Source organism: Geomonas edaphica (genome assembly GCF_004917075.1).
Classification (GTDB): domain Bacteria; phylum Desulfobacterota; class Desulfuromonadia; order Geobacterales; family Geobacteraceae; genus Geomonas; species Geomonas edaphica.
On the sequence record NZ_SSYB01000004.1, the window covers coordinates 485,678 to 499,604 of the forward strand.

General features: G+C 61.4%; 14 protein-coding genes. 11 read left to right on the forward strand and 3 right to left on the reverse strand.

Annotated elements, in window-relative coordinates:
- Positions 1-14: 14 nt before the first annotated feature.
- Positions 15-461 (reverse strand): MarR family winged helix-turn-helix transcriptional regulator, encoded by a 447-nt coding sequence (locus tag E8K79_RS12945; protein WP_162604659.1) that lies wholly within the window; start codon positions 459-461, stop codon positions 15-17.
- Positions 462-547: 86 nt separating this feature from the next.
- Positions 548-4,549 (reverse strand): PAS domain S-box protein, encoded by a 4,002-nt coding sequence (locus E8K79_RS12950; RefSeq protein ID WP_162604660.1) that lies wholly within the window; start codon positions 4,547-4,549, stop codon positions 548-550.
- Positions 4,550-4,779: 230 nt separating this feature from the next.
- On the opposite strand from E8K79_RS12950, the gene E8K79_RS12955 reads away from it, so the two are divergent.
- From E8K79_RS12955 to mazF, 4 genes are all read left to right on the forward strand, one after another.
- On the forward strand, positions 4,780-6,420 hold the full coding sequence (locus E8K79_RS12955) for a methyl-accepting chemotaxis protein (RefSeq protein WP_136515104.1): 1,641 nt from the start codon (positions 4,780-4,782) through the stop codon (positions 6,418-6,420).
- 244 nt (positions 6,421-6,664) lie between these two features.
- Positions 6,665-6,883, forward strand: a complete 219-nt coding sequence (locus tag E8K79_RS12960) for a hypothetical protein (protein ID WP_136515105.1) — start codon at positions 6,665-6,667, stop codon at positions 6,881-6,883.
- Positions 6,884-7,106: 223 nt separating this feature from the next.
- Positions 7,107-7,349 carry an AbrB/MazE/SpoVT family DNA-binding domain-containing protein gene (locus E8K79_RS12965; protein ID WP_135869148.1) on the forward strand — a complete coding sequence of 81 codons (243 nt, stop codon included), beginning with the start codon at positions 7,107-7,109 and terminating at the stop codon, positions 7,347-7,349.
- Positions 7,346-7,687 carry an endoribonuclease MazF gene (mazF, locus tag E8K79_RS12970; protein ID WP_136515106.1) on the forward strand — a complete coding sequence of 114 codons (342 nt, stop codon included), beginning with the start codon at positions 7,346-7,348 and terminating at the stop codon, positions 7,685-7,687. Before E8K79_RS12965 ends, mazF begins: the two co-directional genes overlap by 4 nt.
- Before the next feature lie 44 nt (positions 7,688-7,731).
- On the opposite strand, the gene E8K79_RS12975 is transcribed toward mazF, so the two are convergent.
- Entirely contained in the window at positions 7,732-8,322 is a 591-nt protein-coding gene (locus E8K79_RS12975) for a TetR/AcrR family transcriptional regulator (protein WP_135869146.1), read from the reverse strand.
- Between the two features lie 203 nt (positions 8,323-8,525).
- Between E8K79_RS12975 and E8K79_RS12980 the strand changes: the two genes are divergently transcribed.
- The 7 genes from E8K79_RS12980 (at position 8,526) to E8K79_RS13010 (ending at position 13,883) form a co-directional block, all read left to right on the forward strand.
- The gene (locus E8K79_RS12980; protein WP_136515107.1) at positions 8,526-10,088 is read left to right on the forward strand and encodes an acetyl-CoA hydrolase/transferase C-terminal domain-containing protein; all 1,563 of its coding nucleotides are present in this window, start codon (positions 8,526-8,528) and stop codon (positions 10,086-10,088) included.
- Between the two features lie 206 nt (positions 10,089-10,294).
- A complete protein-coding gene (locus E8K79_RS12985) occupies positions 10,295-10,897 on the forward strand; it encodes a nitroreductase family protein (RefSeq protein ID WP_135869144.1) in 603 nt (200 codons plus the stop codon).
- Between the two features lie 22 nt (positions 10,898-10,919).
- Positions 10,920-11,696 (forward strand): DODA-type extradiol aromatic ring-opening family dioxygenase, encoded by a 777-nt coding sequence (locus tag E8K79_RS12990; RefSeq protein ID WP_136515108.1) that lies wholly within the window; start codon positions 10,920-10,922, stop codon positions 11,694-11,696.
- 106 nt (positions 11,697-11,802) lie between these two features.
- Positions 11,803-11,988: a hypothetical protein gene (locus tag E8K79_RS12995; RefSeq protein ID WP_136515109.1), complete on the forward strand. Its 186-nt coding sequence runs from the start codon at positions 11,803-11,805 to the stop codon at positions 11,986-11,988.
- Positions 11,989-12,011: 23 nt separating this feature from the next.
- Entirely contained in the window at positions 12,012-12,320 is a 309-nt protein-coding gene (locus tag E8K79_RS13000; protein WP_136515110.1) for a YkgJ family cysteine cluster protein, read from the forward strand.
- A gap of 186 nt (positions 12,321-12,506) precedes the next feature.
- The gene (locus E8K79_RS13005; protein WP_246043819.1) at positions 12,507-13,100 is read left to right on the forward strand and encodes a hypothetical protein; all 594 of its coding nucleotides are present in this window, start codon (positions 12,507-12,509) and stop codon (positions 13,098-13,100) included.
- A gap of 84 nt (positions 13,101-13,184) precedes the next feature.
- The gene (locus E8K79_RS13010; protein WP_136515111.1) at positions 13,185-13,883 is read left to right on the forward strand and encodes a DUF3108 domain-containing protein; all 699 of its coding nucleotides are present in this window, start codon (positions 13,185-13,187) and stop codon (positions 13,881-13,883) included.
- Positions 13,884-13,927 lie beyond the last annotated feature (44 nt).

Below are 13,927 nucleotides of genomic sequence, written 5' to 3' on the forward strand. Positions count from 1 at the left end.
TTTGGTGAAAAAAACTAGCGGTCGAGATTGCCGCAGGCGCGGCGCAGGACGTCGCGGCAGACCTCGAGGTCTCCGGCGTCGATCCCCTGCTGGGCTTCATCGAGGATGCCCCGCGCGAGGCGGGTGGCGCGGTCCATCACATCCTTGCCACGGTCGGTCAGATAGAGCAGACGCTCGCGCGCGTCGTTGGGACTTGGCAGCCGGACGATGAGCCCGCGCTCCTCGAGCCCAGCAGCAAGCCGGGCCATGGTGGTCTTGTCCTTCGCCGTTTTTCCTGCCAGCATCCCCTGGGCCAGTCCGTTGCACTCCCAAAGCTGCACGAGGAGCGAGTACTGTTCCGAGGTGATGGGCACCTCGTTTTGCGCGAGCACCGCGTTGAAGCGCCTGAGCACCATCCTCGAAAAGCGGGAGGCCAGGTGCCCCAGAGATTTGTCCAGTTTGTAGTCGGTAAGTGCGTCCATTGGTTGCACCATACAACTAATTAAATGCGAAGTCAACCGCACCCCAGTCGAAAAGCCCCCCCATTTGCGAAGGGGGAGCCTGCCGGCTAGCGGTCCAGCATCTCGCGCACCTTGCGCAGCAAATCCACCGGCTGCACCGGCTTCATGATGAGCTGGATCCCCTGCTCGCTCACCCCGCGCCTCTCCATGAAATCCGAGGTGTAGCCGCTCGAATAGAGTATCTTCGCCCCCGGCTCGAGCCTCGCGATCTCCTCCCCGGCCTCCATCCCGTTCTTCCTGGGCATGATGAGATCCATCACCACGAGTGCGATGCTACCGCGGTTGGCCGCGAAGAGCTCCACCGCCTGCTGGCCATCCTCCGCCTCGATCACCAGGTAGCCGAACTTGGTGAGGACGGTGACAAGGAGCTTGCGTACCTCGGCATCGTCCTCGGCGAGAAGCAGGGTCTCGCTGCCGCCACGCGGCGGTGGAAGTTCCGCCCTCGCGTTGCCGGCCGGCAGGCCGGAGTCGAGCTGCGGCAGGAACACCCTGAAGGTGGTGCCGTGCCCCGGTTCGCTGTAGACGTTGATGAAGCCGTTATGCTGCTTCACGATGCCGTACACGATGGCCATGCCGAGCCCGGTCCCCTGCCCCACCTCCTTCGTCGTGAAGAACGGCTCGAAGATCCTGCCGCGGGTCTCCTCGTCCATGCCGCAGCCGGTGTCCTCCATGACGATGCAGGCGTAGCGACCCGGCTCACTGTGGCCGAACGGGCTCTCCACCCCTTCCTCGATCTCCACGCTTTCCGTTTTCAGGGTAAGGGTCCCACCCTTGGACATGGCGTCGCGGGCGTTGGTGGCGAGGTTGATCAGTACCTGTTCGATATGGCCGCTGTCGGCCATGATGGTGAGGACGCTCGCGGGGCAGGGTACAGCCCTAAGGGTGATGTCCTCCCCGATGATGCGCACGAGGAACTTCTGCACGTGCTGCACGATATCGCACAGGTTCACCCGTCTCGGCTCCATGACCTGCTTGCGGCTGAAGGCCAAGAGGCCCTTGGTGAGCTGCGCCGCCCGCTCCGCCGAGACCATGATCTGTTCCACCTCGCCCTTTTGTTTTTCGCCAAGCTTCGGGTCCACCTCCAGCAGGGAGCAGTACCCCATGATCACCTGCAGCACGTTGTTGAAGTCGTGGGCGACACCGCCTGCGAGTTGTCCGACCGCTTCCATCTTCTGCGCCTGCCTTAACTGCTCCTCCAGGCGCCGCTCGGCGGTGATGTCCCGCACCGTGGCGATGACGCCAATGATCTCCCGCTGCGCGTTGCGCAAAGGGGCGCGCGTGTCGACCGCCCATCCCGAGACCCCAGTACTCTCTATGGAAAAGGGGAAGTCCACCGACCCCGATTCCTCCCCCTCCAGGGTGCGCGCAAGTTTTTCTACCACCCCGGTCTGCTCCAGGAAGGGAAGGACGTCCTGCGGGCGTCGCCCAAGGATCTCCTCGGCCTTGATCCCGGTGAAGCGCTCCATGTACGGGTTCCATACCTGGTAGCGCAGCTCCCGGTCGTAGACGATGATCCCCTCCTGGGCGCCGGCGATGATCTGTTCGTTGTACTGGCTCGCCTCCAGAAGCGCCTGATCCGCCTTCAGTTTCGAGAAGGAGATCGCGATATAGTCGACGAGGTCCTCGTAGAGGGCGACCTTCTCAGCAGACACGAGCCCCGGGCGCCTGTCGCTGAACTGGAAGAGCCCGATCCTCTCGCCGTGGGAGTGCAGCGGCACCAGGGCCAGGGAATGGTACCCATCGCTGTGACACCGGCACGTCCCGTACCCCTCTATTTCCGCTGTGCCGGTAGCGGTCCAGTAACTCCCACGCGGCGTGCATGCCGCCTCCTTCGGGCAGCGGCCCGAGATCACCTCGCCGCACAGGCAGCGCAGCGCTGCCCCCCCCTGGGGATCGCGAACGCCGCGGTCGCAAAGCCCCCTCTGCTCACCGTCAAAGGCATCGGAAAGGCCGATGGTCTCAAAGTACGGGTAGTCGTCTCCGCAACGCAGCCGGATGCCTATGGCCTCGCAGCAGGAAAGGTCGCGGAAAAAATGCCCCGTGCGCGACAACAGCTCATCCACCCGCTGCGCCTCGTTGCAGATGCGCAAGAGCTCCACGGTCGCGTTTTTCCTGATCTCCTCGCGCTTTCTGGCGGTGATGTTGTCGCAAAGGACCACGAAATAGCCCCGCTCCAAACCGTAAAGCGACACCGCGTACCACTGTTCGAGCGGCTCCAGGTAGGTCTCCAGGTGCTCCGGTTCCCCGCTTTCCGCCACCCTGCCGCACGCCAGCAGGAGCTCCATGTTGGTTTCCCGCACGTTTGGGATCACCTGGGAGATCCGCTTTCCCCCGAGGTCGGTGAGGCCGGTCAGGTGCAGCAGCGACCGGTTGACGTTGAGAAATACGAAGTCCTCGGCGCCACCCGAGGCGTCCCGCACCATCCGGCAGGAGGCGAACCCCTCCAGCATGTTCCGGAAAAGCTGCTGATACTCCTGCTTGCTCTTTTGCAGCGCGCGCTCCGCCTGCTTCTGTATGGTGACGTCGTTCAGCATGACCAATAGGCAGGGGCTGCCGGCGATGGCCACCATATCGGCGGAGAAGAGGACGTCGATCACCTCCCCGGACTTGCGCCTTAGTTGCAATTCCTGGCTTACCCCCGCCCCCTGCTGCACCTTCTGCACGACCACCTCGCGGGTCCCCTCGTCGAGGTAAATGCCGAGTTCCACCGCGGTGCGATCGAGGACCTCCTCGCGGCGGTAGCCCATAAGCCTGAGCCAGGCTGGGTTGACCTCCAAGAGGCGCCCGTCTTCCACGGCACCGATGCCGATCGCCACCGGTGCATGGTCGAAGATGGTCCTGAACCTGGTTTCGCTGTCGCGAAGCGCCGCCTCCGCCCGCTTGAGCGGCGTGATGTCGACCAGGGTCGATAGAATGACCTGCTCACCACCTACGGTCAAAAGCTGCGACCAGAGCTGGGCGATGAAGATCTCGCCGTCTTTCTTTCGGAACGGCTGTTCCCACCCCCGCACCGTCCCGGTTGTACGCAGCCCCTCGACGAAGCCGCGCGCCGACTCGGGATCGGGCCAGATGTGGCGCCCGGACCTCCCGATGGCCTCTTCGCGGGTGTACCCGGTCATGATCTGCCAGGTCTCGTTCACATCCAGGAAGACCCCGTCTTCGAGCCTCGTGAGCGCGATGGCGGCCGGGTTCCCGGAAAAGGCGAGGGCGAACTTCTCCTCCGATTTCAGGAGTGCCTCCTCCGCCCTGCGCCGCTCGGTCACATCCTGGATTACCGCCAACACCGATGCCGGACGCCCCTCTGCGTCGAGCGCCAGGTTCATGTTCACCTGGCAATAGACCGCAGATCCGTCGGAGCGGAGGACACTGAACTCGGCCTCCACGCCACCACGCTCCCCGACGAGGCTTTTCAGGCACGCCCTGCAGGGCTCGCGGTCCTCGGGCCGGGTCACCTCGGGTAGTCCCAACTGCAAGAGGTCCGCCTCGCGGTAACCGGTCATGCGGCACAGGGCCGGGTTCACCTTCAGGAACCTGCCGGTGACCGGATCCATCTGCGCCTCGCCCAGGCTCGACTCCATGAACATGATCCGGAACTGTTCCTCTTTCTCCTGCAGGCGCTCCTCGGCCAGGCGCCGCTCCAGCTCAAGGAGCTCGATGCGCGCTTCGCGAAGCCTCTCTTCCGAGCTTTGCGCCTTTTCGCGTGCATCCACCTCGCCGGACCTTGCCTGTTGCAGGTGCTCCTGCATGTAGGCGAACAGGATGCCGACAACCATGAAGGCCAGAACCGAGACGAACCGGCTTGCGGGGATGATGGCGAAGGAATAAAGCGGGGGGATGAACAAATAGGAGATCAGGAAACCGGAGATAACGGTAGCGATGATGCCGATCCGCTTACCTCCCAGACGAGCACTGACATAGACGGAGGGATAGAAAAGGATATAGGCGTAGGGCTGCAAGAAATCCCAGAAAAGCCACTGTACTGCACAGGCGAGCAAGGGTAGCAGAAGTGCTGCCAAAGCCTTCAGATTGAATGTTGGCCCCTCGTCCACCCTCTTTTCCTCCAAAACATGACAGTCATAAGCGCATGCTTATCTGCTTCGAATAGTCCTTTCAAGATATCTCAATTGGACTATGAAGAGACAGAGACCCAGTCTACCTTGAGACCGCTCTTTTGCAACGGTCCTGCCGGATCTAAGGTTCCATCCCCCCTCAAGTATTCCCCGTCGGCGCCGATACGGTGAGCGATGCCATTGGGCAAACCAGCAGCAGGAGGAACACCATGTTCGACATCCTTTGCCGTTTCAGAATCGGCACCCGCCTCAACGTCTGTTTTTCCATAGCCACCATGATCATCATCCTTCTCGGCGTCCTCGGATATACCGGCACAGCAAGGATGCTCGACCACGTCAAAGACGCCGCCGGCACCCACGCGAAGCTCCTCGAGCTCGCCCAGGCAAGTCGTGCCGACATCAACGTCCTGCGCCGCTTCGAAAAGGACGCCTTCATCAACATGGCCGATCCCGCGAAGCTCGAGGAATACCGGAAGAAATGGGACGGGGCCATGACCGGTTTCCAGGCGCGCAACGACGAGATGGCGAAACTTGCCGAACACCCGCGCGAGAAGGAGATGCTCGCCGGCATCAAGCGGGACAGCGAGGCGTACGCCGCCGGCTTCCGCAAGGTCTACGAGGAGGTGCAGGGAGGCCGGATCGCCACCACCCAGGACGCCAACAACGCGATCAACGAGTACAAAAAACCGACGCACCAGGCGGAAGCCCAGGTGATCGAATTCTCCAAGCTTTTGACCCAGCAGATGGCGGACACGGTTGCCGAGGCGCAGACCGGCGCCGCCCGCATCAGGCTTTCCATCGCCGTCATCGCCATTATCGCCGCCACCATGGCGGTCATCCTTTCCATCATCATCACCCGTTCCATCACGGTGCCCCTCGCACGGCTCGTCACCGTCGCCGACACCATAGCGACCGGCGATCTCTCCCGCGACCTCGACGTTTCCTACCGGGACGAGACCGGACAGCTCATGGGGACCATGAAGACCATGACCGGGAACCTGCGCAGCATGATCGGCGCGGTGAGCAGCACATCGGAACAGGTGACCGCCGCCGCGAACCAGATGCACGATATCTCCCGGCAGATCGCCGAAGAGGCCGAGGAGGTCGCGAGCCAGTCCGGCACCGTTTCCACCGCCGGCGAGGAGATGTCGGCCACCTCAGGCGACATCGCCATGAACTGCCAGAACGCTGCAGAAGGGGCGCAGCGCGCGGCGCAGTCGGCAAGCGACGGGGCCGTCGTCGTGGAGCGCACCGTCGCCGTCATGGGACAGATCGCCGACAAGGTCCAGGAATCGGCGCGGACCGTGGCAAGCCTTGGTGAGCGTTCCGACCAGATCGGGGCCATCATCGGCACCATCGAGGACATCGCCGACCAGACCAATCTGCTCGCGCTGAACGCCGCCATCGAGGCCGCGCGCGCCGGTGAGCAGGGAAGAGGTTTCGCCGTGGTGGCCGACGAGGTGCGGGCGCTTGCTGAGCGGACCACGCGCGCCACCCGCGAGATAGGGGAGATGATCAAGGCGATCCAGGTGGAGACGAAGGGTGCGGTGACCGCCATGGAACAAGGGGTATCCCAGGTGGCGGCCGGTACCGATGAGGCGGCCAAGTCCGGGGCGGCACTTAGGGAGATCCTGGAACAGGTGAACGCCGTCGCCATGCAGGTGAGCCAGATCGCCACCGCCGTGGAAGAACAGACGGCGACGACGAGCGAGATCTCCGGCAACATGCACCGAATCACCGAGATCGTGCACCAGACGTCGCAGGGGGCGAACCGTTCCGCGGTCGAGGCGTCCCACTTGACCGGCTACGCGGCACAGCTCCAGGATCTAGTGCAGCGCTTTCGGCTCTGACGATACAGGTCACCAACGAAAAGGGCGTCCCTCACCGGGGACGCCTTTTTTTGCGGGACGCCGATGCAGCTGGAGCCACCACCGTTCGTATACGCTAAAGAAGATCCACCAATTAAAAAAACATATTGCGGCGCGGGCGGCAACGGTATATATTCCCGCACAACCTGCGTGACTTTATGCTTCGTCGACGTTTTCCTTCCGACGGCCCCCAAACCGGCCGCTAAACCAAGATAGGAGGAGTAGGATGCCTGACTGCGAACTGCTTTCCGGATGTATCTTCTTCAATGACCAGATGGCCAACATGCCTTCCACCAGCAACGTCTTCAAGATGATGTACTGCACCGACAACTTCGAGGGGTGCGCGCGCTACACCGTGCGCAAGGCCGCCGGCAAAGAGGCCGTACTCGACGACCTGTTTCCGAACCAGATGGAGCGCGCAAAGGAAATCCTCGTAAAGCGCTGATCCCCTTCCAGGACCGTCTTGCGGTCGTCCTCCAACAAGAAAGGCCACGGTTCCCCGTGGCCTTTTCCTGTTCAAAGAGGAAGAGAAGCGTTGCCTCTTCCGTATTCCTTATGCAAGATGCCTGTCCCGAAGTACTCCACACACGACAAATACGGAAAAGATTGATACATTGTAGATACATCGATACAGTCAACCGTGACAGCACCGGGGACGGGAGGAAGAGATGGTAGCCAAGGCTCAGAAATGGGGTAACAGCCTCGCGGTGCGTTTGCCCAAAATGATGGCCGCAGAGTGCGGCATCGAGGTGGATTCGCCGATAGAGATCGTCAGGCAGGAAAACTGCATCGTCATCAGGCCGGTATCCCCTGCAGCCCTTGCGCTGGAGTCGCTCGTGGATGCCATAACCGAGGACAACATGCACTCCGAGGTCCCGACGGGGAAGCCGGTCGGGAATGAGCTTTGGTGACGGCAGGGTACGTCCCGGATCGTGGCGACGTTATCTGGCTCGATTTCGACCCGCAAGCCGGGCATGAACACAAGGGTAGACGTCCTGCGTTCGTTCTGTCACCCCAGATCTACAACAGAAAGACCGGCCTCATGCTTTGCTGCCCGATCACCTCACAAGTCAAGGGATACCCGTTCGAGGTGGCAGTGTCGGGGGTAACCGGCATCCGCGGCGTGATACTCGCCGACCAGGTAAAGTCCCTGGACTGGCGCGCAAGACGAGTGGAGAAAGACGGCAAAGTGACCAGGCAGGTACTTGAAGAAGTAGTTATGAAGGTGCGCGCCCTAGTGGAAGGATAGAAGACCGACGCCCGGCGACAGCGCGCCGTGCCGGCTGCCGCAAGCTACACGCCGATGCCGCGGATGAAGATCTCCAGGTACTGCCGCACCAGACTCTCGTCCTGCTCCGGCGACTGGCTTATCAGCTTCTTGGTCGCCTGCAGGCTCAAAAAGAAGTAATTCACCATGCCTGCCAGCGCGAGCGCCGCATTGGCCGGGTCCACGTCCCCTCTGAATTTCCCCTGCTGCTGCCCCTGCGCGACCGCTTCCGCCATGATCACGATCACCTCGTCGATCACCGGGGCCACCAGCGTCTCGAAAAACGCCGTCGGGTTCGTCAACTCGCTCGTGTAGAAGCGCAACAGATGCGGGTTGTTGCGGTGCCTCTGGAAGGTCCAGCGCAGGTAACTCTCGATCATCTCCACCGGATCGGAGATCTGGCGCCGGATCTCGTGAATCTCGGCGAAGCAGGCGAACTGCTCCTGCAAAACCGCCGAGTAAAGCCCTTCCTTGCTCCCGAAATGGTAGGAGATCATCGAGATGCTGGTCCCCGCCGCCAGGGAAAGCTCCCTTATGCTGACGCCGTTCACACCCCGCTCCGCGAAAAGCTGCGTCCCCACCTCCATAAGTTTCTTGTGAATCCCGGTTTTCTCCATGCTCCACCCCGGCTTAGTTGATGTCAGCCGCCAAGACATTAGCAAAATCGCCGGGGAATTACCAATTCTATTGCAAATAAAACGACGTACTGATATGTTGTATTCATTTTTCGAACGAACGTTCGAAATTAAACTGCGCGTTTCCGGCAATCTTTCCGCCGATCACGGTGGAAACAAAAATCATATCAGGAGGATGCAGCTAAATGTCCGAATTGCACAACAGGATCAGGAAGTCGAGCCTTCACGAGCGGATCACCACCGTGGACCAGGTCATCCCCATGTTCAAAGACGGCATGAACGTGGGCTGGTCCGGGTTCACCCCGGCCGGCTATCCTAAGATGGTCCCGATCGCCCTCGCCGACCACGTCGAGAAGAACAACCTGCAGGGGAAACTGAGGTTCAACCTCTTCATCGGCGCATCCGTCGGCGTCGAGACCGAGGACCGCTGGGCCTCGCTCGACATGATCGACCGCCGCTGGCCGTACCAGACCGGGAAAAACATCCAGGCCGGCATCAACACCGGGCGCATCCGTATGGGCGACAAGCACCTCTCCATGTTCGCACAGGACCTGGGCTACGGCTTCTACACCAAGGAAAACGGCGGGCGCCTCGACATCGCCATCATTGAGTGCTCCGCCATCACCGAGAGGGGTGAGCTGGTGCTGACCGCCTCCTGCGGCGCGGTCCCCGAGATCGTACAGATCGCCGACAAGATCATCATCGAGGTCAACACCTCGATCCCGAACTTCGAGGGGCTCCACGACATCGTCGAGCCGATCAACCCGCCGAACCGCCTCCCCTACCTGATCTGCCGCGTCGACGACCGCGCCGGTTCCCCCTACGTCCGCGTCGACAACGACAAGATCGTCGCCATCGTCGAATCGAACCGCCCGGACAACGGCCGCGCCTTCAGCGAGCAGGACGACACCTCCGAGGCGATCGCGAACAACATCATCGACTTCTTCTCCGCCGAGGTGAAGGCGGGCCGCCTGCCGAAGAACCTCCTCCCGCTGCAGTCCGGCGTCGGCTCCATCGCCAACGCGGTCATCGGCGGCCTCGCCAACGGCCCCTTCACCGGCCTAAAGGTCTGGACCGAGGTACTGCAGGACACCATGCTCGACTTCTTCGACTCCGGGAAACTCGACTTCGCCTCCACCGTCTCCCTCTCCTTCTCCGTGGACGGCTTCAAGCGCTTCTACGAGAACTGGGACAAGTACAGCAACAAGGTGATGATGCGTCCGCTCTCCATCGCGAACCACCCGGAACCGATCCGTCGTCTCGGGTGCATCGCCATGAACACGCCGGTCGAGTTCGACATCTACGCGCACGCCAACTCCACGCTGGTCGGCGGCACCAGGATGATCAACGGCATCGGCGGCTCGGGTGACTTCCTGAGGAACGCCTTCCTCTCCATCATGCACACCCCGTCGGCCCGTCCGACCAAGACCGACCCGACCGGTATTACCTGCGTCGTGCCGCACGTGCCGCACGTCGACCACACCGAGCACGACCTCGACGTGCTGGTCACCGAGCAGGGTCTTGCCGACCTGCGCGGCCTGAGCCCGAAAAGCCGCGCCCAGCTCATCATAGACAAGTGCGCGCACCCGGACTACAAGCCGCTTCTGCAGGAGTACTTCGACATGGCGAAGAAAGACTGCATCGAAAGAAAGGCAGGCCACGAGCCGCAGCTCCTCGACCGCGTCTTCAAGATGCAGGTCAACCTCGCCAAGAACGGCACCATGAAGATCGACAACTGGGACATCTAGTCAGTAAGCTCCAGTCGTTTCCGTAAATAAGAGCAGGGCAGTCCGATCGGGCCGCCCTGTTTTTTTTATTTTCCCGACTCCCCTCACCTCTTCACTTTCTCGCGTAAAAAAGAGGGTTGACATTTCAGGCTCACAGATTTAGTTTAATGTTAAAGCATATGACGTCAAACAATGACGCCGACGATAAACGCAAAGGAGCATACGTCATGAAAACCGCATACTGGGACGCCATCAAAAACCGCAGGACTTTTTACGCGCTGGACAAGGAACAGGTGACAAGCGACGAGCGGATCCGCGAGCTTGTCGGGGAAGCGGTGCAGCACGTGCCGTCCTCTTTCAATTCGCAGAGCAGCCGGGTGCTCATCCTGCTCGGTGCGGAACACGACAGGCTTTGGGACATCACCAAAACCGAACTGAAGAAGATCGTGCCGCAGGATGCCTTTGCCGCCACGCAGCAAAAGATCGACGGCGCCTTCCGCAGCGGCTACGGCACCGTCCTCTACTTTGAGGACACCGACGTGGTAGAAGGTCTTCAGGAGAGTTTTCCGGCGTACAGCGAGAACTTCCCGGTCTGGTCGCAGCAGTCTTCAGGGATGCTCCAGTTTGCGGTATGGACCGCCCTCGAGGCCGAAGGGTGGGGCGCATCGCTGCAGCACTACAACCCGGTGATCGACGACGCGGTAAGGCAGCAGTGGCACGTCCCGGAAAGCTGGAAGCTCGTCGCACAGATGCCTTTCGGCAAACCGGCGGCGGCACCGGGAGAGAAGGCGTTCGCACCGCTTGAAGGGCGCGTGAAACTCTACAGCTAGTGGATCTAGCAAGGAGCAGGTCATGTCATCAAGATTTCCATCAGTATTCGTATCGCACGGCGCTCCGTCCATCGTACTGGAGGATTGCCCGACGCGGGATTTCCTCAAAAGTCTCGGAGGAGAGCTTGGGCGCCCCAAGGCCATCGTCTCGGTCTCGGCCCACTGGACCACCGACACCCCGCGGTTGACCGGTCACCCCCAGCCGCCGACCATCCACGACTTCGGTGGTTTCCAGGAGCAACTGTACCAACTGCGCTATCCCGCTCCCGGCGCTCCCGCGTTAGCCGGGAGCGTTCTTTCCCTGCTGCGGGAAGCGGGAATCCCCGGTGAAATAGACCCGGAACGCGGCCTGGACCACGGCGCCTGGGCGCCGCTCATGCTCATCTACCCGGATGCCGACATCCCGGTGGTGCAGCTCTCGGTCCAACCCCGCCTCGGAGCCCATCATCACCTGGAGATGGGCGAGGCCCTGCGCCCATTGCGGGACGAGGGAATCCTGATCCTCGCCAGCGGTTCCGCCACGCACAACCTAGGCGACTTCTTCGGCCGCGCGCTCGACGCCGCACCTTTGCCGTACGCGAAGGAATTCGCCGACTGGCTGAAGGAAGCGGTATTGGAAGGACGGGCGAACGACCTGGTCGACTACGAACGGCAGGCACCCAACGCGCGGCGCAACCACCCCACTCCCGAGCATTTTCTCCCCCTGCTGGTCGCGATGGGGGCCGGAGGGAGCGGCACCGTGCTGCACGATGGTTACACCTACGGCGCCCTCTCCATGGCCGCCTTCAAATGGGAGTGAATACATTGCGAAAGTTTTTTTAGTACAGAACGCAGCAGAAATTCGCACACTCCTAATGCATGCCGCCCCTGAGCGGTTACTATTAAATGCACTACTGGAGGTGCCTATGAGAATAACTATGCAGGACTATGTCGGCGGTAGTTGTGAAGCGGTCAACAACGCACGCAATTTCATCTGTCTCTGGTTCCGGACCGGGGGCAACCCTTGCCGGCAATGCGGCTTCAATCCCGATGCCTGCGCATGGCGTCAGCAGCTTAACGTTTATGCCGCCAGGTACAGCGAGATGAGCTAGCAACGCCGGCCGACAGGTGCACCATGCTCTTTGCCAGACACCATAAGGATAAGCGCCACGGCCTGTTGCTGGACCACCCCCTGGACGATCCTTCCTGCTGCAGGGAGTGCGCGGCCCTTTGCTGCCGATCCTTCCCGAACATCGATCTCACCTGGGAAGAATACCTGCGCCTCGAGGAGCTTGGCGCCACCCGTCTGCATTTTTCCCTGTATGGCCCCCACAAACTGATCATCGAAAACGGCTGCGAATTCCTGGACGGCAACCGATGCGGCATCTATGAGGCACGCCCGGCGATCTGCCGCCGCTTCTTCTGCAGGCCCGCCCCCGACTGATCCCCCCCCCTTCGAAGCTGCTCTACTGCTCCCCCCATGCGCAGGGAATTGACGGCGCACCTGGTCCCGCCGTTTGCAACAACAGACGCCGAAAGCTGTTGCGGCGAGCGCCGCTCTCATATACGATGCCCGGAAGTGTGCACCCTGTGCACCTTTCGACCGAAGCTACCAAACGACGTGATGCCCATGATGAAAGACCAGTTGCTTTTCCTGCCGTCGACGGCGGCAATACTCTCCGTTTTGAAGCTCTTCCTGATCCCGGTGGGAGGCGGCATCCCGGCCGGCGTCCTGCTCGCGAAGTCGAGCGGCCTCGCCTGGCAGATCACCGCGCTCGTCTACCTCGTCTCCGACATCATCCTCGCCGTCGTCTTCGAGCCGATCCTGCGCGTACTCGCTCTCATCTGCAGCCGCATCCCGTTCCTGCGCCGCTTCGCCGCAGCCATGAAGGCGGCCAACGCGCGCCACGCCGCCCAGCACCAGGGGACCGCGGCCGGTCCCATAGGCCTTATACTGATCGCCTTCGGCGTCGACCCCATGACCGGACGCGCCTCGGCACTCGCCGCCGGGCACGGCTTCATCGCAGGCTGGGCCTTCGCCATCGCCGGTGACATGCTTTACTTCGGCGTCATCGCCTACTCCACCCTCAGCCTCAACCGCTACATCAAGGACCCAGAGACCACCATGCTGGTCATCCTCGCCCTGATGTTCCTGCTCCCCGTCGTGATACGCCGCATCCGTTCGAGACGCCCTGCTTCCGTTGCCCGGGAAGACCTCGCCTGAGCCCACTCAGCCTCCATCACTCCACGGCATAAAATAATCGTCGGCAGCGGTTAAAATTTCCCCTTTGCAGGGTAAGCTGTTCGGATGAAAAATTTCCTCCTCGGAATCGTGCTGCTCCTAACCGCGCCCATCCACCCGGCGCACGCCTTCCCGCCCCCGGAGCGGCTCGTCTACGACGCGACCTGGAACGGCATCAGCGCAGGGAGCGCCGTCATAGAGCTCACCAGACAGGAAGACGGGTTCAAGGCCGTGAACACGATCCGCTCCGCGGGCCTCGTCTCCACTATTTTCCACATCGAAGACCGGATCGAGTCCGTCATGTCCGCGGACGGCCGCCCGCATATCTACCGCGCGTCCATCAACGAGGGAAGACACCATACCCGGAATGAAGTCGTTTTCGACTTCAAGGGGCTGCAGGCCGAAACAACGGACCTCGTCAGGAACACCCGAAAGAAAGAGGCCATCACGGCCGACACCCATGACGACCTTTCTTCCCTCTATTTCCTCCGCTCCCGCCCCCTCGATCCCGGGACGAGTATCCTATTCGACATCTACGATGGGAAACGCCTCTGGAACGCCGAGGCACGCGTGACGAAGCGACAACAACTGACAACGCGGCAGGGGACGGTCACCACCGTGGTGGTCGTCTCGACGCTCAAGGCGAATGACGTCCTCTCGAAGGTCGGCGGAACCACCTTCTGGTTTTCCGACGATACCCGCCATATCCCATTGAAGATGAAGACGAAACTAAAGGTCGGAGAGATGGTTCTCACCCTCGAATAGCCCGCTTAGACAGTGCCCCCTGACCATTAATACCGTTACATTTA